The 19211-nt window shown below is 38.6% G+C and carries 19 protein-coding genes and 1 pseudogene; 3 read left to right on the top strand and 17 right to left on the bottom strand.

Going from position 1 to position 19211, the window contains the following annotated elements; genetic code table 11:
- Positions 1–168 precede the first annotated feature (168 nt).
- The 7 genes from J7E77_RS26465 to J7E77_RS26435 form a co-directional block, all read right to left on the bottom strand.
- A complete protein-coding gene (locus J7E77_RS26465; protein ID WP_214718097.1) occupies positions 169–1350 on the bottom strand; it encodes an MFS transporter in 1182 nt (393 codons plus the stop codon).
- A complete protein-coding gene (locus J7E77_RS31880) occupies positions 1314–1643 on the bottom strand; it encodes an MFS transporter (protein WP_374103012.1) in 330 nt (109 codons plus the stop codon). The genes J7E77_RS26465 and J7E77_RS31880 overlap by 37 nt, the downstream gene beginning before the upstream one ends.
- A gap of 98 nt (positions 1644–1741) precedes the next feature.
- On the bottom strand, positions 1742–2719 hold the full coding sequence (locus J7E77_RS26455) for an aldo/keto reductase (protein ID WP_214718095.1): 978 nt from the start codon (positions 2717–2719) through the stop codon (positions 1742–1744).
- Positions 2720–2761: 42 nt separating this feature from the next.
- Positions 2762–3487 (bottom strand): RibD family protein, encoded by a 726-nt coding sequence (locus J7E77_RS26450; RefSeq protein ID WP_214718094.1) that lies wholly within the window; start codon positions 3485–3487, stop codon positions 2762–2764.
- Between the two features lie 71 nt (positions 3488–3558).
- Complete coding sequence (locus J7E77_RS26445) at positions 3559–4305, bottom strand: SDR family oxidoreductase (RefSeq protein ID WP_214718093.1); 747 nt, start codon at positions 4303–4305, stop codon at positions 3559–3561.
- A gap of 202 nt (positions 4306–4507) precedes the next feature.
- On the bottom strand, positions 4508–5680 hold the full coding sequence (locus J7E77_RS26440) for an MFS transporter (protein WP_214718092.1): 1173 nt from the start codon (positions 5678–5680) through the stop codon (positions 4508–4510).
- A 57-nt stretch (positions 5681–5737) separates the two neighbouring features.
- Positions 5738–6496, bottom strand: coding sequence for a carboxymuconolactone decarboxylase family protein (locus J7E77_RS26435; protein ID WP_214718091.1), 759 nt, complete (start codon positions 6494–6496; stop codon positions 5738–5740).
- Positions 6497–6712: 216 nt separating this feature from the next.
- Here J7E77_RS26435 and J7E77_RS26430 point away from each other — a divergent pair, with 216 nt between their 5' ends.
- Complete coding sequence (locus J7E77_RS26430) at positions 6713–7261, top strand: TetR/AcrR family transcriptional regulator (RefSeq protein WP_214718090.1); 549 nt, start codon at positions 6713–6715, stop codon at positions 7259–7261.
- A 163-nt stretch (positions 7262–7424) separates the two neighbouring features.
- Here J7E77_RS26430 and J7E77_RS26425 read toward each other — a convergent pair whose 3' ends face one another.
- From J7E77_RS26425 to J7E77_RS26390, 8 genes and pseudogenes are all read right to left on the bottom strand, one after another.
- Positions 7425–7604, bottom strand: coding sequence for a hypothetical protein (locus J7E77_RS26425; protein WP_214718089.1), 180 nt, complete (start codon positions 7602–7604; stop codon positions 7425–7427).
- A gap of 74 nt (positions 7605–7678) precedes the next feature.
- Positions 7679–8739: pseudogene (locus tag J7E77_RS26420) on the bottom strand (NAD(P)-dependent alcohol dehydrogenase).
- A gap of 255 nt (positions 8740–8994) precedes the next feature.
- Complete coding sequence (locus J7E77_RS26415; protein WP_214718088.1) at positions 8995–9702, bottom strand: SDR family oxidoreductase; 708 nt, start codon at positions 9700–9702, stop codon at positions 8995–8997.
- A gap of 64 nt (positions 9703–9766) precedes the next feature.
- Positions 9767–10936: an MFS transporter gene (locus tag J7E77_RS26410; protein ID WP_214718087.1), complete on the bottom strand. Its 1170-nt coding sequence runs from the start codon at positions 10934–10936 to the stop codon at positions 9767–9769.
- 24 nt (positions 10937–10960) lie between these two features.
- On the bottom strand, positions 10961–11533 hold the full coding sequence (locus J7E77_RS26405; protein ID WP_308160783.1) for a cyclophilin-like fold protein: 573 nt from the start codon (positions 11531–11533) through the stop codon (positions 10961–10963).
- 135 nt (positions 11534–11668) lie between these two features.
- Positions 11669–12370: a DUF4405 domain-containing protein gene (locus J7E77_RS26400; RefSeq protein ID WP_214718084.1), complete on the bottom strand. Its 702-nt coding sequence runs from the start codon at positions 12368–12370 to the stop codon at positions 11669–11671.
- Between the two features lie 87 nt (positions 12371–12457).
- A complete protein-coding gene (locus tag J7E77_RS26395; RefSeq protein WP_214718082.1) occupies positions 12458–13198 on the bottom strand; it encodes a cytochrome P460 family protein in 741 nt (246 codons plus the stop codon).
- 459 nt (positions 13199–13657) lie between these two features.
- Positions 13658–14503 (bottom strand): SDR family NAD(P)-dependent oxidoreductase, encoded by an 846-nt coding sequence (locus J7E77_RS26390; protein WP_214718080.1) that lies wholly within the window; start codon positions 14501–14503, stop codon positions 13658–13660.
- Positions 14504–14797: 294 nt separating this feature from the next.
- On the opposite strand from J7E77_RS26390, the gene J7E77_RS26385 reads away from it, so the two are divergent.
- Positions 14798–15700: a LysR family transcriptional regulator gene (locus tag J7E77_RS26385; protein WP_214718078.1), complete on the top strand. Its 903-nt coding sequence runs from the start codon at positions 14798–14800 to the stop codon at positions 15698–15700.
- Positions 15701–15906: 206 nt separating this feature from the next.
- Here the strand turns inward: J7E77_RS26385 and J7E77_RS26380 are convergent, their stop codons facing one another.
- The gene (locus tag J7E77_RS26380) at positions 15907–16947 is read right to left on the bottom strand and encodes an NAD(P)-dependent alcohol dehydrogenase (protein ID WP_214718077.1); all 1041 of its coding nucleotides are present in this window, start codon (positions 16945–16947) and stop codon (positions 15907–15909) included.
- A 380-nt stretch (positions 16948–17327) separates the two neighbouring features.
- Here J7E77_RS26380 and J7E77_RS26375 point away from each other — a divergent pair, with 380 nt between their 5' ends.
- Positions 17328–17744, top strand: coding sequence for a MerR family transcriptional regulator (locus J7E77_RS26375; RefSeq protein WP_214718075.1), 417 nt, complete (start codon positions 17328–17330; stop codon positions 17742–17744).
- A 666-nt stretch (positions 17745–18410) separates the two neighbouring features.
- Here the strand turns inward: J7E77_RS26375 and J7E77_RS26370 are convergent.
- On the bottom strand, positions 18411–19205 hold the full coding sequence (locus tag J7E77_RS26370) for an XdhC family protein (protein WP_214718072.1): 795 nt from the start codon (positions 19203–19205) through the stop codon (positions 18411–18413).
- Positions 19206–19211: the final 6 nt, after the last annotated feature.

Genomic DNA, 19211 nt, shown 5'->3' with positions numbered 1-19211 from the left:
AGTTTAGTGTTGACAATCCAACACTTAGCGCTTACACCAGGGCAAACCGATTGGTTAGAACCTATCGAAGATGAATGGTATAATACTCTATAAAACTAACGCATCAGTTCAATTGATTCGATGCATTATTCGTTTTGCCTCTGATAAACCAATATTGATTAGCAAACTCTAAATTAATTTGTTACCTAAAAGATTTTTTTGTCCACTATACATGTAGTTTCTTAGGAAAATAGATACCGCACTCAATAGCAACGATAAAAATCCCACAAATACTACGTATGGTGTTCCTAACTCCGAAATAAATAATCCACCTACAGCCGCACCAATGGTTGTTCCTAAGTTAGCGGATGTTAAAAATAAGCCATTTGCGAAATCAGGAGCTTCGGGAGCTGATGAGATAATCAAATATTGATTTATATTACCCCCTATACCAGCTAAAATTCCCCAAATTAAAGTAATGATCGCCATAGGTACGGTAAACTGTCCAAATAAGAAAAATATGAGATAAACAGCTCCCAATGCAAAAGGGAAAACCATTACAGATTTGTTCGCATTTTTAGTTAGTAACTTGACTGCCACAATGTTTCCAATAATATTGGCTCCACCATATACGAGTAACATCAAACTAATTGTGTTCGAAGACATATTCGTAACAGTTTTCAGATACTCAGCAAGATAACTATAAACGCCAAATACTGCTGAGTTTAATAAAATGACAGCCACGATGGAAAGCCATGTTATTGATTTTTTTAATACAGATAATTGTGCTCCGTAAGAAAGTCTTTCCTCAACAGGCATAAATGGAACAAAAATCAATGTAGCAATGAAAACAAGAGCATTAACAATTGCAAAGAAGGCCATTGCCATTTCAATCGAAACGGTATTTGCAATAAAACTTACGATTGGTACACCGATTACCATTCCCGCAGAAACTCCAATAAAAACTTTAGCAACAGCTTTTGGGGCCTCTTCCTTGGTAACGGAGGCTGCAGCTACTGAAAAAGCCAATGAACAGTAAATTGGATGAAAAAAAGCTGGAACTACACGAGCAAGTAATGCAACGGTAAAGTTAGTTGTAAATATGGATACGATGTTCCCCAAAACAAATACACCTAGTACAAGTAACATGACGGTCTTCCGATTGATCTCCGAAAACAATAACGGCATAGTTGGACCAGATACAGCAACAGCAAGGGCAAAAAGACTCACAAGCAATCCTGCTTTTGATACACTGACATGAAAGTGATCAGCAAGGGAAGGCAATATGCCTATAACCCCCATTTCCGTATTTATGATGCCAAAAACTCCAATGGTCAATATATAGACAAGCAATTTATTTCCTTTAACCATACTCCTACCTCCAATAAACACTCCCTTCTGGAAAAAAAGGGAGTGTTTCTTAGAAAACCGAAGCCAGGAAGGGTGAATGTCATAAGGCAGCCGAATACCATAATCGAGAGAGAAAGCATTAATAACTTGCGCGGATTCATTTTTGTCGTCGCCATTATGACAAGTGGGGATCCAAACGCATTAGCAAGAGCAAATACGGTGATTAGTTGCCCAGCCATCGATACAGATACATTTGAAGAAGCTGCGACCTTATCAAGAATGCCTGCAATAACGTACTCCGATGTACTGACCATGAAGGTAATGAATGCCAGCATGTAAATTTTCCAAGTGTTATTCATATTTTTTTCACCCCTCATCCTCCTTAACCCTCTTCATCAAGAGTTTGTAATCCTTACTTCCATTTACCAGTTAATACCTCTGTTCGATCCGTTGCAGGTGAAGGTGTACTTGATAAATTGGTAATTTCAGCGTACATTTCTTTTGTCATATTAAAATCAGCCGCTGCTAATGAATCATCTAATTGGTCTAAATTACGTGCACCAATGATAGGAGCAGTTACAGCAGGATTAGCCATTACCCAAGCAACAGCTAAAGTTGCAGGTTTCACATCATGTTCTTGTGCATATTTGGTGAACTGTTCAGCCGTAACAAAATCTTCAGCAGCACCGTAACGGTCACCATAGCGGGCATTCTGAACAAGGCGGCCCTGCTCAGGACGTTTATTCATTCCATATTTTCCTGAAAGAAGTCCAGCACCAAGTGGGCTATAAGTAATGACTCCAATTTGTTCGGAAGCAGCCATTGGTAAGATTTCAACCTCTGCTTGGCGTTTAACAAGGTTATACATAGGTTGGATCAATTCAAAACGAGCGAGTTGCTCTTTTGCAGAAATTCCTAATGCTTTTGTGATTTGCCATGCTGCCCAATTGCTTACTGCCGGGTAAAGAATCTTTCCTTGACGCTGTAAGTCATCGAGTGTCCGTAGCGTTTCCTCGATTGGAGTTTGTTCATCAAAATCATGGACGAAATAAAAATCAATATAATCCGTCTTTAAACGACGCAGGCTATTTTCAATACCTTGCATCATATGTTTTCGGGACAAGCCTCTAGCATTCACATCAGCACCCGTGTTCCAAAACACTTTTGTTGTTAGGACGATTGATTCACGCTCATGTGCGATACATTCACCTAAAATTTCCTCAGAACGCCCATAAACATCGGCAGTATCGAAGAAGTTGATACCGGCTTCCCGACAACGTTGATACATGGCTTTAGATGTTTCTTCATCAGCATCTCCGCCAAAAGACATGGCACCAAAACATAAATTTGAAACCTGAATTCCTGTTTTTCCTACTGTGCGATATTTCATATTGTACCTCCAAAATCTATTCGTTCTTTTGTAAAATGAATGTTAATCATGTTTTGTTACATACTTCAACCATAGCCCACCATCGCCCAGTTTTTCTACTTCTTTCAAGAAGAAATTTACTGGATGCTGATTTGGTAGAAAAGAGCTTGTTTCAAATAGCGTCACTGAATTAGATGCACCATCCGCAATTGGAACTAAAATCAGGCTCAATTCATCAATTAATCCTTCATTCAAAAAGGAGCCATTTAAAAAGCCCCCACCTTCTAGCATTAGTTCATCGATTGAAAATAGATTTTTTAGCTTTTCCACTACGACAGTAAAATTTAATCGTTCTTTTCCGCCGAAAATAAAAGATATACCTATTTTTTTCAGATGAGCTAAGTAAGCATCAGATACTTGCTCTGTAAGCACCTCTACTATGTGGTCCGTCGTTCTATTATCGTTCCATTCAGAAATGTAGTTTTTTGTCCATCCTAGTTTTCCAGAAGGGTCTACTGCTACGACATAACTTTTAGCATCTTTATCTGCTACATAATCAGTTCTGGGGATCGTCGGAATGTTATCTTGTTTTAAATCTAATTGATGTCCGAAAGTAAAGTGTTCCTCCATGGTAATCCTGCCACACATCCATGCTTTACATCCATAATGTCCATGGATTCTTTCGTATTCGTCTGTAAAATACGCTGCTCGTTCTTCTTTCAAATAATCTCCAGTGATTTTCCCGTCCAATGAAGTGAGCATGTGGCAGATTATATATGGTCTTTCCATGTGTTTTTTCCCCTTTAAGTGATAGAATATGCCCCAAAAGTGTGTAAATGGGGCAGCTAAAGAGATAAAATTTAACCTACTTGAACTGTTGGTCGGATAATCATTTCATTGATACCAACATCTGCAGGCTGCTCAATGGCAAAGGAAATCGCGCGAGCAATGCTGTCTGCATCAATTGCCACTTGGTAAAATTCATCTAATCCTGCTTTCATCGTTGGGTCTGTTGTAGTTTCTAAAAGTTCGCTGGTAACAGCCCCAGGAGAAATATTAGTCACACGGATATTTGTGCCACTCATCGCTTCTTCTTGGCGTAAACCTTCAGAAATGGCTCTTACCGCGAATTTAGTCCCACAATATACCGTTCCACCAGGGTAGATGTTATGTCCAGCTACCGAAGAAAGATTGATAACATGACCGGATTTGCGTTCTCTCATGGAAGGAACAATAGTAGCAATAGCATAAAGGACGCCTTTGATATTTACATCAATCATCTGATCCCACTCATCAACTTTATTTTCAGCAAGAAAAGCTTGTGGCATGATTCCAGCATTGTTAACTAATACGTCGATTTTTCCAAACTCATTAAGAGCATATTCGGCTAGTTCCTCCATTTGTTTACGAGAAGTCACATCTGTCACTTTATAAATTGCTTGTCCGCCATTATTTTGAATCTCTTCTTGCAATTTCTTTAAGCGGTCTTCCCGACGAGCCGTTAGAACTAACTTCGCGCCTTTAGATGCAAGTTCTTTTGCTGTTGCTTCTCCAATCCCAGAAGAAGCACCCGTAATAATGACAACCTTATCTTGAATATTAGACATATTAAATAACACCCTTTCTTCATTTTCAGGAATATCGTGCTCTTTCAACACGTTAGATAAAAATCATTCTTGAATTTAATTCAACTCTATTATTCCGAAGTTGATTGATAAAAAATCCTTGCTTGTTGGATTATCATACATTTTCACCATTACTTCCTCGTTGTTAAAAACTAATTTAATACAACTCACAGTACACCCTCCATTAAATGGCTTTCTCGTAATTCCTGGGTTTACTACTAAGACTAAACGAGACCGCTGCGATAATTGCGGCAATGGCGACTGATACAGCTCCGATCCAACTAACTGCATGAACGGATGTACTTCTTACTGCTATACCCCCAATCCCTGCGGCCGCAGCTATCCCCAACTGTATGAAGGAGCCATACAGACTAAGCATAATTCCTGATGCTTCTGGAGCAAGCCAGACCAGGTTATACTGCATACCTGGGCCAGATGACCATGCCGAGAAGGACCATAGCATAAGCAACGGAATGGCGACAAAGGATGAACTGGCGATAGTAGATAGCAACACTAAAGCTATAACGTGGACAACCAAACCGCCGACGAGAGTTCTAGGGTTACCAATCCGATCCGTCATGAATCCACCAAACTTGGAACCTATTAAGGTAGCGATACCGAAGGCAAACAAGGCACCACTCAATTCTCGTCCGCTTATGGATGTAACGGTTAATAGGAAGGGAGCAATATACGAATACATCACCCCATATCCTAGCTGCCAAAAGAACGTTGCACCTAGGCCCATTAAGATTTTCGGGTTTTTTAAATAAGAGAGTTGCTTGCCCAGAGGGACGGCCACACCGTTATTTGTGGCAGGAATCGTTCGCATGATTACGAAGATTGCTAGTAAACTAAGAACACCGATACCCACAAAGATTAGCTTCCAATCGTATGCGGTGGCAACAACACGGCCAATTGGTACGCCGATGATGATGGCAGCACTAAACCCAAGTATAACTGTGCCAATAGCCCCTGCTTGTTTTTCGGGTGGTGCTAATTTTGCTGCGGCCGTCTTGGCAGCAATGGCAAAAACTCCACTTCCTAGAGCAAGTATAATACGAGAGACAATAAGAAAACCGAAACCAGGAAGGGTGATTGTCATCACACTGCCGAGCACCATTAAAGCAAGAGAAAGCATCATTAACTTTCGCTGATTCATTTTTGTCGTCGCCATTACGACAAGTGGGGATCCGAACGCATTAGCAAGAGCAAATACGGTGATCAGCTGTCCTGCTACCGATACCGAAACATTATTCGAGGCAGCAACTTTATCCAAAATACCTGCAATAACGTACTCAGATGTACTCACCATGAAGGTAATCAAGGCCAGCATGTAAATTTTCCAGGTGTTTTTCATATTAATTCCTTTTCACCCCTCAAAGATTCCTGATACAACTTCCTATCGTTAAATTTTTCATTCATTTTCGGGAATAACTTCATTTACACAACTTAATGCGTTTAGTGTTCTCGGAAAGCCCATATATGGGAGGCAGTGGGTGATGGCAGTGATCAATGTTTCCTTGTCATTGCCGACATTTTTATTACCCAGCACATGTGACTTAACTTGGCTTTCACAACCACCCAGCGTACTGATAATACAGAGTGTCAACAACTCCCGTGTTTTCAAATCAAGTCCGCCACGAGTGTAGAAATCTCCGAAGCAAAAAGCGGAAAGATAATCCTGCATATGCTTTTGATTTGCTGGAGCAGCCTCACGCATTTTTGCAATGACTTCACCAAAAATCTCAACTTGAGTAGCAAGTCCTTTCTCGAAACGATTATCTTCATCTACAGTCTTTTGGCATTCAATTGGTAAAGCGATATTCTTTGCTTTGAAAACCTCATTGACTTCATTGATGGCGTTTAATGTTTTGGGAAATCCAATGTATGGAGCACACTGATAAACGGCCTCTTTGATTTCTACAGGTGTCAACCCAACATTCAATGCCGCGATGACATGTGCCTTCAGTTGAGGTAACGTTTGGTTGGTTGCAAGCACTACCAGAGTGATTAACTCAAGTTGCTTGTCATCTAGGTTACCTTGATAAAAAACTTCTCCAAAAATAAAGCGGCTAAGAATGTCCTGAAAATCAGGATCGGTAGCGTACGCGGCTGGTACTCCATTTCCAAATAGTTGTTTGTATTTTTCCTTGCTCTTTTCAACTCGGTCCATAAATAATCCTCCTGTATGAAGTTAATTTACTTTTATTATTCCAAAAGTTAGCTAAACATGATGCTTTAAAAATTAATATTGATTGATTAATCAACATCTGTTTATAATTATAAAAAGATTCTTAGTGCGTTCAATGGTTAAATTAACGCAATTCGTTGATTACTCAACAAATCGATTAAAATTGTTGATTATCTTTAGAAAGATTGGTGAATGAAATTGTCTAAAGTAGATAGAAGAATAGCCAAAAGCCAAATAGCTATAAAAAATGCTGTTATTGAACTGATGGCTGAAAAAAGTTTTGACGACATTACCATTCAGGATATTGCTGACAGAGCAGATGTTAATCGAGGAACAATCTATCTTCATTACACGGATAAATATGATCTACTGGATAAAATGATAGAAGAACATATAAACAATCTCCGAGAACTTTGCCAATCAGCATCTGAAATGACGTTTCAAGAAGGAAATTATGTCTGGTTCGACTACTTTGAGCATAATTACTTATTCTTTTCTACAATGTTAGCGAGTAAAGGTGCTCCTTATTTTCGTAGTCGGTTTCTTGATTTAGTCATTGAAGAGTATAAGGGTGAAGTGGATATAAAAGAAGGAAAAAATCACGGTTTAAATGAAGATGTTATTCTTCAATTTTTTGGCTCAGCGATCGTTGGGGCAGTGGAATGGTGGTTCAAGAATGGAATGCCTTTGCCAGCTCGTGTCATGGCCGAACAAACGGGGGCTTTGTTAGATAGGAATTTTGAATAGTTGTTGCAGTTTTACTGCATCCTGCACAACCCCCTTTGTTGTTTTGTTGGGCGAATAATCATATCACAAACATTTAGCTTTTTTAAATTGGGCTGTTGTTATCTATTATTTCTATATGCTAGAAAACCGCCTCTACAGAAGCGGTTTATTTTCCAAAGAGTCATTATTGTCGTGCATCATTTTTAACATTGATGTTATCTATGAATTGAGCATCATTTTCAGTAGCAAACTCACTATTCACGTTGCTTAAAATTTGTTCATTGTTATTATGTTTGTCGGTGTGATTTTGGACAAATTTTGCGAAATTAACATTGTTAGGAGAAAAGTTTTTCTCTTGGCTCATGAGAGGCCTCCTTGGTGTTAGTATTAGAATGATGGACATAGCGAGTTGAATATGCACATAAAAATAGAGAAACATTACATGGTTGATATGTCTATGACGAAACGATAGCGTACATCACTACGTAGAACACGCTCATATGCTTCATTTATTTGTTCAGCACGGATGATTTCAATCATAGGAGCAATACCGTGTTTAGCAGCAAAATCCAGCATCTCCTGTGTTTCACGAATTCCACCTACAAGGGATCCAGCAATGCTACGACGACCCATGATTAAAGAAAAAACATGATACTTATCTGCCTCAGCTGGAGCACCGACATTTACAAGTGTTCCATCTACCCGAAGCATAGATAAATACGCATCAACATCTAGATTTGCGGAAACTGTGTTTAATATTAGTCAAATCGACCAGCCAACTCTTTGAATGTAGCAGGATCGCTGGTTGCATAATAATGATCCGCACCCAGCTTTATTGCCTCATCTTTCTTTTTCATACTTTGGCTCAATGCAGTTACTTCGGCACCCATGGCATGTGCAAACTGAACCGCTACGTGTCCAAGGCCTCCAACACCCACAATGGCAACCTTTTTACCTGAACCTATGTTCCAGTGTTTCAAGGGAGAGTATGTAGTGATACCTGCACACAATAGTGGGGCCGCCACATCCAAACCTAGTGCATCTGGTATACGGACAACGAAATCTTCCTTCACAACGATTTTTTGGCTATATCCTCCATATGTCGGATTACGATCATAGTCTAATGAATTGTATGTGCCGATAACACCTTTCGTACAAAATTGCTCTTCACCGCTCTGGCAGTATTCGCATTCGCCGCATGAGTCAACAAAACAACCAACACCAACATGGTCCCCAACAGCAAATTTTGTAACTTTTGGTCCCACTGCTGCCACAACTCCTGCAATTTCATGACCAGGAACCATTGGGAATATTCCACCGCCCCATTCATCATAGGCACTGTGAATATCTGAATGACAAATACCACTAAATTTAATATCAATTAAGATGTCGTCAGGTCTTAATTCTCTCCGCTCTATGGTAGTGCGTTCGAAAGGTGCTTTTGCCTTTGGAGCACTAAGAACACCCGTCGTAGTTGTGTTTTTTTGATTATTAGACATAAAAGACAACACAATCCTTTCTAGCTATCACCGAATAATTCGATTAACAATAATAGATTTACCCTTTTCCTGTTCCCTATACACAATGATAACTAAACACTTTTATAGGAATTGTTCATTATTAGACTAAATAAATCCAATTATCCATTATCTTTATTAATTTTGTTTCTCCAACAATGTTAAAAGTAAAGTTAATATCAATTGCAAATTATGGTTTCGCCGAACCACACTCACAAAATCATTTGCTCATTATTGTTACCAATCGATTCGTTTTCCATCTCTGAAGAATCCCCCGTTTGGTCCTTCAGGTCCAATTGTCGCTAACCACAGGATAGACTCAGCCGCTTGCTTAGGAGCTCTTGGAGCAGATGGTCCACCCATATCTGTACTTACCCATCCCGGATCGACTGCATTTATTTTGATATCACCATTGATTTCTGCTGCTACCAATCGTGTCAATCCATTTAGGGCAAATTTAGACAACTTATAAGCGCCTACTCCTTGATAAGACATCTCGCTCAAAGCCCCATATTCTGAAGAAACATTAATGATTCTCCCATAGCCTTGTTTTTCCATGAGGGGAATAAAGGAACGGATAACATGGTAAGCGCCGAAGAAATTGGTTGTCATTGTTCTCTCCAGAATGGAAGGGTCCATTGCCACTAACTTTTTATTTTCCTCCAGATACACGCCAGCATTATTAATCAATACGTCTAATCTTCCATACCGCTCATTTACTATAATTGCAGCTTGATGGATGCTTTCTTGATTATCTACATCCATCACCACAAACGAAACGTCCAGATTTGATTCCTTAAGTCTTTGCACAGCTTCATGATCCATTTCTGGGTCACGACTTGCCAAAATGACCTTAAAACCATTCAACGCCAATTGCTTGACCAACTCAAATCCAACTCCTCGATTCCCGCCGGTGACCAGTGCAACTTTTATATCTTTTGACATTTAAAATCCTCCATTTCTCGTTCTCAGATTGAGTGGTATCTAAAAATCTAATAGGGGATACTCCTTATTTAGAAAGTTGTTGTGTAGGGGTAAACATGTAGTTTCTTAGTAAAATAGTTACCAAACTTAATATTAATGATAAGAATCCCACCAACACGACGTATTGTGTGCCCATATCCGATATAATTAACCCGCCTACAATGGCGCCAAATGTTGTTCCTAAATTAGCGGATGTTAAAAATAATCCATTTGCGAAATCAGGAGCTTCGGGAGCTGAAGACGTAATCCAATATTGGTTAATATTGCCCCCTATTCCAGCTAAAATTCCCCAAATTAAAGTAATGATAGCCATTGATACGGTAAATTGTCCAAAAAAGAATAATAGGATGTAAACAACTCCCAATGCAAAAGGAAATGTCACTACAGATTTGATCGCATTTTTAGTAAGTAACTTCCCTGCGACAATGCTTCCAATAATATTGGCTCCGCCGTATACGAATAATATTAGACTAATGGTATTGGAAGACATATTCGTAACAGTTTTCAGATAATCTGCAAGATAACTATAAACTCCAAATACGGCTGAGTTTAATAAAATGACAGACACAATCGAAAGCCAAGTAATAGATTTTTTTAATACCGATAATTGTGCTCCGTAAGCAAGTCTTTCCTTAACAGGCATAGAGGGTACAAATAGTAAGGTAGCAACGAATGCCAACATATTTACAATAGCAAAGAATACCATCGCCATTTGTAAAGAAGTTGCACTAGCAATAAAACTTGCGAATGGTACACCGACTACCATACCGGCAGATACTCCTATAAATACTTTGGAAACAGCTTTTGGAGCTTCTTCTTTACTTACTGAGGCAGCCGCTACTGTAAATGCCAACGAACAATAAATGGGATGAAAAAAGGCTGGAATTATCCGAGCCATTAATAGAATGGTAAAGTTAGATGTATATATGGATACAATGTTTCCCAAAACGAAAACACCTAGTACAAGTAACATGACCTTCTTCCGATTTATCCCTGAAAAAAATAAAGGCATCGTTGGACCAGATACTGCAACAACAAGGGCAAAAAAACTCACCAGCCATCCTGCTTTTGATACACTGACATGAAAGTGATCAGCAATGGAAGGCAATATCCCAATAACCCCCATTTCTGTATTTAAGATGCCGAAGACTCCGATGGTTAATATAAATATGAGTAAATTATTTTGTTTTTGCAAGAAAATTCCTCCAACTCTCTTCCTTTAATCGACCTTTTCAATATGAACTGTGAAATCACCATCAATTTTTTCAAAGTTTTCTTTTCCAGATTCAATCTTACCTAGTATAATAAGATCATTTGTGGCATCCCCAAAACCTTTATAAAAAATAGCCAAATTTCCCCAAGGAGAATAATAAGCAAAGTCTCCTTTTTTTGGTTGGTTTCCGGATTGCACATTATCTGCCAATAATCTTTTTTGTAACACACTAATTTTCTCTTTACCTACATAATCTTCTAATGTTATCGTTAACGGCAATTGAGCTAAAAAATCTCTACTTGCTGAATTATCATACATATTCACCATTACTTCCTCGTTGTTAAATGTCAATTTGACTTTAACATCTTCCATAATAACTAAACCTCCATTATCAATTGTTGAATCCTTACTATTCTGTTTGTCCTGCACATCGATTTTAACTATTTGTTCACCACTTGAATTTTTATTTGGAGTAACATCATCATTGTTTTCACTCCCATTATTACTACTTCCGCAAGCTGTAAGAAACGTTGAAATCCCCAATATAGACAAAAGTGTGAATTTAAACCCTTTTCCCACCATTTCTCCTCCTCATTTATCCGTACAAATGGTTTGAAAATAACATGAAGAATAACCAAAAATCTAGAAGTGATTATAAATGCTCTTATTGAACCTATGCCTGAAAAACCGGTCCATAAATTCATTTGATATCCTTCACTTTAAGGCTATTTTAGATTGTCTGTTCTGTGTTTCCTGCTTTTGAATAAATTTCAAAGCATAATGTGTCCCACAAACATAGAATCCCATAATAGATAAGTAGTCAATTAAAAAATTGATAATAGAATTATCATTCGACCAACTACCAAATGGATTATAAATCATTAGCTTAGAACCCATTTCTCTCTCGAAGGAAGCATGCACCCCATAGGCAACAATTAACACCGCCAAAATACGCAACCCAATGGTGCGAATACGGCTAGTGCCGGTAATTCCCGTCATCCTCCGCACTGAATTGATAATCATAAACCAAGAAAATCCTACATGAACTGCCATCATGATAAATCCCCAATAGGCAGTCTGAACATGTAATTGCCGTAGCGTCATGTCGTTTTTTATAGGAATATAGGGAAATAAATCACTTGAAATTAGCACAGCACTAATCATCATCATCGCCATAGTTACAAGAAAAAGTAGATTGATTGCTATTTGTAAAATGCGCCTTAAATTATGCGTTCCCTTTAAAATCAGCTTATACCAACGTCCATTAAAAAAATTATGGACGATAAATAATATAAGTACCACAACACCAACGAATTCATGAATTGTATTTCCAGTAATATAGTAAGCCATTGCTATCAACATGAGAACTGTCATAACAACATCATTTACTAGCTTGAATAACATCTTGCGATTCAAAGAATTCACCTCTTTCTATTGCCTATTCATCACTAAATTGTGTTTTCATTGCAGGCATGCAAATACCTCTTAATGGCAACACAACCATTAGCTTTCATATTGCTTTAAATACATCTTCAATAGAACATCCTGAATTTTTTTCGCTTTTTCCTCATCATCTATTAATTTACTTTCTTCTTTATTTACATCCTTAGAATTCTTCATATGAGCAGTTACCTTCCAGTGATCTGTAGGGATTTCTGCGATTAGGGATTCTGAGCTGCTGTTCTTCGAACTTGTAACTTTTCCTAAATCAAACTCTTTCATTTGATCTAACGAATTTATATATTGATCCCTTTCCTGATTTGCGTGGCAGGAAAAGCAACGTCCAATATTATCTTCAGCCACTTCTCTGTCTGGGGTAAAATGCTGGTATTCCCATTCCCCATTTCGTTCTTCTGGCGAATATTGGGAACCCCAGCCGGTACGCTTTTCCATCACTAAATAGTGTTCAATCTCTCCATCCTTATATCCTACAAGAGTAATAACGGTGCCGCTGGGAAGCTCCTTTCCTTTCTGCACTGCTTCAATCGCTTCCTTACTATTTACGTAGATATCTTCATGAATATCTCCTCGATCGTAAGTGGCAAACACGATCCCCTTTTCAAGATCTTTAGGGAATTTAACAAGATTAGCCCCAGAGCCAATCTCTGCGTATTCCCCAGACTTAGCCACAGAGGAATTTTCTTCTTCTTGAGAAATGACCTTTATTTCAGTATCATTTTCGTTGCATGCAGTAAGGATGAGGGTTAGAAGCAATGCAAATGAATTAATTAGTCGTCTTTTCAAATCGTTTACCTCCTCCAAGTTTCGTTTTATTGTCTCGTAAATTCATTGTGACTGGGACTCTATCTGACTACTAATCCAAGTTGATCATCGTTGTCTTTAGATGGTAGGAAATTACTTTCAACCTCGTTACATTCGCAAGCATAAATAATTTCACCATACGGTAATGAATGACATCATCCTTCAAATGATCTTTACATCGAGCGAGATTACCTCCTGATTTAAACAAATAATTCCTGAAGATTAATTTCAATGAATGGGGATCATCACGAAACTGCCATAAGAAAAAAATTGCCTCAACAAGCTATAAGGCAATTTTTAATCATTCATTAATAGCTCATCCATTAGTTAACTTGTTTCGTTGGACGAATAATGATTTCACTTACCGCAATGTAAGCTTGCACTATATTTTTGATTCTTAAAGATACTCCCAACGAACCCGGTTGACTTTCGTCTGAAAGCTTATGCATCCTCGTAAGTAAGGGATATAGAAAGGTCCCGATAGGCATTGATCTGACTACGAAGCTCTGCAACTTTCTGCTCTGCACCAGCGATAGCATCTGCACCAGCGATCCAGCGTAATGGTGGTTTCTCCTGATTTACGATGGTGATTAAAGCCTTTGCAAGCTTGATTGGATCGCCTTCCTGATTTCCATTTTTTTCTTTCCAGAAAGCCTGGTATTGTGCATTACGCTCGGCGTAGTCATCGATTGATGGCTCAGCAAGGAATGTTGATTCTGGCTCTAAAAATTTGGTACGGAAGAAGCCTGGTTCTACAATGGTCGTTTTGATGCCGAATGGAGCGACATCCTGATGTAACGACTCCATAAAACCTTCAAGACCGAACTTCGAAGCACAGTAAGCGGCATTGTATTCAAATCCAGCTAATCCCGCAAGAGAAGAGATTGAAATAATGTGTCCGGAACGATTCTTACGCATCAAAGGCAACACGGCGCGGGTGACGTTCATTGGACCATAGAGATTGGTATTTATTTGTCGTTCAATCTGCTGTGGGGTCAGCTCCTCGAAGAATCCGCCATAGAAGTTGCCTGCGTTGTTGACCAACACATCAATACGTCCAAATCGGTCTAAAGCCGATTTGACTGCAGCCTCAGCATCTGTTGGGTCCGTAACATCCAACTTCACAATTAACAGATTTTCATCATCGCCGAGAACTTTAGCTACCTTATCAGTATTACGACCAGTCGCGACGACCTGATAACCTGCTGTAAGAGCTGCTTTTACAAACTCAACACCCATTCCACGTCCAGCACCTGTGATAAACCAAACTTTCTTATTGTTAGTCATATTTATTTCCTCCTAGATTGCTCTTGATTTTATTTTTCCACTTGTTGTGTCGGACGGATGATGATTTCACTTACCGCGACCGACGGAACTCAAATTCCACTTGATGCACCCATAATTACAATAACTTTATTTTTAATAGTAGAAATACTAAACACCATCCTTTCTACTGTTGTTATTACTATTTATTCTAGCTACGGCCCTTTGATATAGCCAATGCTTATATCTCATATCATGATATGCTTGATGAGCATTTCAAAAACATATATACTAAAACTTCATAAAGGAGGGTGTTTTTTGGAACTAAGAGTTTTGCGCTATTTTCTTACTGTTGCAAGAGAAGGAAGCATGACAGGTGCTGCAGAAATATTGCATGTTACACAGCCAACCTTGTCAAGACAATTGAAAGACCTTGAACAAGAGTTAGGAAAAAAATTATTTATTCGGAGTAGTCACAGTATCATTCTTACAGATGAAGGAATGCTTCTGCGAAAAAGAGCAGAAGAAATCCTTGATATGGTCGATAAATTAGAGGCAGAGTTTAGTTCCATGGAAGAAACAATAAGTGGTGATGTCTTCATAGGTGGTGGGGAAACAGATGCTATGCGACAGATTGCACGGGTAGTAAAAGATTTACAGTTAAGTTATCCCAATATCCGGTATCACCTCTACAGCGGAAACGAAGACGATGTGACCGAAAGGCTTGACAAGGGATTGCTTGACTTTGGCATTTTAATTCAACCAGCTGATTTATCAAAATACAATTATCTCAATATCCCTGGTAAAGATGTATGGGGCGTTGTTATGAGGAAAGACAGTCCTCTTGCTTTCAAAGATTCCATTCTAGCAGTGGATTTATTAAATGTTCCGCTGATCTGTTCACGCCAGGCTATGAAACAGACATTTTCCAAAAATGAATTTGCAGATTGGTTTGGTGAAGATTTTGATAAATTAAACGTCGTGACTACCTACAATCTTGCCTATAATGCTGCCATTATGGTTGATGAGGGCATTGGTTATGCAATAACTCTTGATAAAATAGTGAATACGTCTAGTGATAGTAACCTTTGTTTTAGACCGCTAGAGCCAAGACTTGAATCTGGCTTAAATATTGTTTGGAAAAAGCATCAGGTTTTTTCCGCTGCTGCAGAGATGTTCAAAAAAAAAATTCAGGCGAATTTTTCAAACTCTTTAAATTGACGAAAGACTCGGCTTCTGTTGGGTTAGTAATATCGATTTTCAAAAATAATAGATAAGCATAATTACTGTGGAATTGGCTGAATAGCTTTTGTGCTGATATCACCTGGAACTTACCACTTAGAAGCCACTATATAAAAGGATGTCCAAAAAGCTAGGCTTTTTGGACATCCCTCGATATTAACATTAGAATTTATCATTTACACCACTCATATTGTACTGATGTCAATCACAAATCGATACTTCACATCTGAAGCTAATACGCGTTCGTATGCTTCGTCAATTTGGTCGGCTGAAATGACTTCAATCTTAGGAACAATGTTATGTTCTGCACAGAAATTTAACATCTCCTGAGTCTCACGGATGCCTCCAATCATTGAACCTGCAAATGAACGACGATGACCGATAAGTGAGAATACGTTAACTGACAACGGCTCCGCTGGTGCACCGACGTTGACCAGTGTACCATCCAGCGCCAGCAACGAAAGGTAGGCACTAATATCGATCTTAGCGCTAACTGTATTTACAATTAGTTCGAACGAACCGGCCAGTTTCTTAAACGTCTCTGGATCGCTCGTGGCATAGTAGTTGTCAGCGCCGAATTCCAAGCCATCATCCTTTTTCTTCAATGATTGTGACAGAACGGTAACCTCGGCACCCATGGCATGTGCAATTTTAACAGCCATATGACCAAGACCGCCCATACCAACAACCGCTACTTTCTTACCTGGACCAATTCCCCAATGATTTAGTGGAGAATATGTTGTAATACCTGCGCAAAGTAATGGTGCTGCCGCGGCAAGCTCAATGCTATCAGGTATTCTGACTACGAAATCCTCAGTTACGACAATGTGGGTAGAATAACCACCTTGAGTTGGCTCGCCGTATTTGTCAACACCAGCGTAGGTGGGTACATTTCCATTGAGACAGTATTGTTCTTCTCCTTTACGGCAATTTTCACATTCGCCACAGGAGTCAACCATACATCCGACCCCTACCCGGTCACCGAGCTTGTACTTTGTGACCTCTGCTCCTACAGCTGTGACAATACCCGCAATCTCGTGTCCAGGTACGAGTGGATAGTTCACGGGACCCCATTCGCCATGAGCAGTATGGATGTCAGAATGGCATATGCCTGCATATTTAATTTCAATCAGAACATCATGCAAATCAAGGTCTCGTCTTTTAATTTCAGCAGCTCGAAACGGTTTGTCTGGACCGTCTACAGCTCGCGCTTTAGCAGTTATCATAAAAAAACCTCCAATAATTTATATTTTTCAAGAGAATGGCTTGTACCGGATATAAATGAAGAACTCAGGTTAAAATTCCCCTTCATTCCCTTCTATCCCTACTTTTCTCTCCTGCAAAACAATATTAATCCTTATAGTTAACTCTAGGTCAAGAGATTAGTTTAGTTTATTTTTGAAGATCCCCGACCACAATGGTTTCAAACCAACTGTCAATAGCTATAACTACCTCTATTCTTTTATTACTAAGTATTTCTCCGTAAAACAGAGACAAGTTATAATTTCCTGTAAGGTGACTTTGACATTATGAAAATACCATGATAAAATCTCCTCATTCATAGAGTTAACTTGAAGTCTATATCATTAAGAATAGGAGAAAAATGATGAAGACATATTCTATAAGCGAAGTTGCAAAAGAATTAAATCTTACAGTTTATACCTTGCGTTACTACGACAAGGAGGGTCTAATTCCTTTTGTAGAACGGACACCCAGCGGAACACGATTGTTTAAAGAATCCGATATCGACGCTTTAAAAGTAATTGAATGTCTGAAAGCAACCGGGATGCCTATTAAGGAAATTAAAACTTTCATTGATTGGTGTTCTGACGGGGATTCCACGTTGAAACAAAGATATGACATGTTTTTAGACCGAAAAGCTCATGTTGAAGCACAGATGGAAGAACTAAAAAAAACAATGGAAGTCATCGAGCATAAAAGCTTATATTACAAGACTGCATTAGATGCCGGAACGGAAGATATTCATAATAATACTAAAATAGGAATCTCCATTTCTAATTAACAGAAAGTCCCCTGTATATCATAAATGTGGATATGAAATACAGGTGACTCTATTTATATAATTTACTACCAAATAGGAAAAGGATTTGGCACAGACATTTAGATATCTCGAGAGCATAAATAGAAAAATTTATGATGCCATGGTTTAATTAAAGAATGGAGAACTTTTAAATTTGAGTCTTTCGTTTGACTTGAACTTAACTTTAACTTATATCTTATTTAGAAGGGCCTTTGCCTAAAGTCCCTTCTTTCACACGAACTTAGAACTAACGCAAAATTTATATCTAAAGGAAATAAAAATACAAGGAGAAGAAAATGCATGAAACAACACAATCCTTTTTTGTTAGCACTGAATATTCGAATGGACTTGAATCGATTTACTTTATTCAGTTTCTTAAACTTGATAACATTAATTGATTGATCAACATCTGTTTATAATATAAATAGCAACAGAATGCTTGCAATCATAAATTCATGCAATTTGTTGATTATTGAACAAATCAATCCATTTTGTTTAATATCTTAAGAAAAAGTAGAAACCTACCATATACCAAAAGGATAAAAATAACAAATAAGGCCAACGCTTTGAATTACATAAAGCATTGACCTAAGGCTTTTTATTTTAAAAAAGATGTATTAAATCCGTTCCGCTGTTACTTCTTTTTCTTTATCTACTTAATTGTTTCACTTTTAATGGCTTGTGTTCCTTACTTACTTTGATGATTTCCCCGATAATACTGATGGCAATTTCTTCTGTTGTTTCCGAGCCCATTTCCAATCCGATTGGGGAATGGACCTGATCCAACTGCTCTTGTGTGACTCCTTCACTTTTTAATTTTTCAAAAATGGTTATGACCTTGCGTTTGCTGGCAACCATCCCAACATAGGCAATCGGAAATTGCAGTGCTGTTTTTAAGACCATATCATCACCATCTTTTGTAACTATCACCACATATGACTTTTCATTTAGGTTGGCTGCGAGTATGGCCTCTCCAATATCTTCGTTCACAAAAAGGTTCGTCGCGTTCGGAAAGCGTTCCTTCGTACAATAGCCCACGCGATCATCGACAATGCAATAAGGATATTCAAGGGAATCAGCCAGCTTGGATAACGCATAGGCTAAATGACCGGCTCCAGCCAAAACGAGTTCCGGCCTGCTGGTATAAACCTCAATAAACACCCTCAACGTTCCGCCACAACTCATTTGAATTCCATCTTTTGCATGTCTATTTAATTTGTATTCAACGATTTTCGATTTACCCATTTGGAGCGCCTTTACACTCTCTTCGATGATATAATGTTCAGCCAAGCCGCCTCCGACCGTGCCTTCAATCGACCCATCATGGTATACAATCATTTTTCCAACATGCCTGGGAGTTGAGCCCTTTGATTCAATGATCATGGCTAAGGCAAAGGTTTCGTTTTGACGGTTCAGTATGGCTACTTTTTCCATCAGTAGCATGAATAA

The organism is Bacillus sp. ISL-77 (assembly GCF_018613105.1).
The sequence above is the reverse complement of the archived record's forward strand: the minus strand, read 5'-3'. Positions and strand labels throughout refer to the sequence as shown.

Coding starts and splice junctions, on each gene's coding strand:
- J7E77_RS26390 (WP_214718080.1), bottom strand. CDS start 14,503: ATGACTAACAATAAGAAAGTTTGGTTTATCACAGGTGCTGGACGTGGA.
- J7E77_RS26370 (WP_214718072.1), bottom strand. CDS start 19,205: ATGCTACTGATGGAAAAAGTAGCCATACTGAACCGTCAAAACGAAACC.
- J7E77_RS26455 (WP_214718095.1), bottom strand. CDS start 2,719: ATGAAATATCGCACAGTAGGAAAAACAGGAATTCAGGTTTCAAATTTA.
- J7E77_RS26445 (WP_214718093.1), bottom strand. CDS start 4,305: ATGTCTAATATTCAAGATAAGGTTGTCATTATTACGGGTGCTTCTTCT.
- J7E77_RS26435 (WP_214718091.1), bottom strand. CDS start 6,496: ATGGACCGAGTTGAAAAGAGCAAGGAAAAATACAAACAACTATTTGGA.
- J7E77_RS26440 (WP_214718092.1), bottom strand. CDS start 5,680: ATGAAAAACACCTGGAAAATTTACATGCTGGCCTTGATTACCTTCATG.
- J7E77_RS26375 (WP_214718075.1), top strand. CDS start 17,328: ATGAAGACATATTCTATAAGCGAAGTTGCAAAAGAATTAAATCTTACA.
- J7E77_RS26465 (WP_214718097.1), bottom strand. CDS start 1,350: ATGGTTAAAGGAAATAAATTGCTTGTCTATATATTGACCATTGGAGTT.
- J7E77_RS31880 (WP_374103012.1), bottom strand. CDS start 1,643: ATGGTCAGTACATCGGAGTACGTTATTGCAGGCATTCTTGATAAGGTC.
- J7E77_RS26425 (WP_214718089.1), bottom strand. CDS start 7,604: ATGAGCCAAGAGAAAAACTTTTCTCCTAACAATGTTAATTTCGCAAAA.
- J7E77_RS26415 (WP_214718088.1), bottom strand. CDS start 9,702: ATGTCAAAAGATATAAAAGTTGCACTGGTCACCGGCGGGAATCGAGGA.
- J7E77_RS26450 (WP_214718094.1), bottom strand. CDS start 3,487: ATGGAAAGACCATATATAATCTGCCACATGCTCACTTCATTGGACGGG.
- J7E77_RS26380 (WP_214718077.1), bottom strand. CDS start 16,947: ATGATAACTGCTAAAGCGCGAGCTGTAGACGGTCCAGACAAACCGTTT.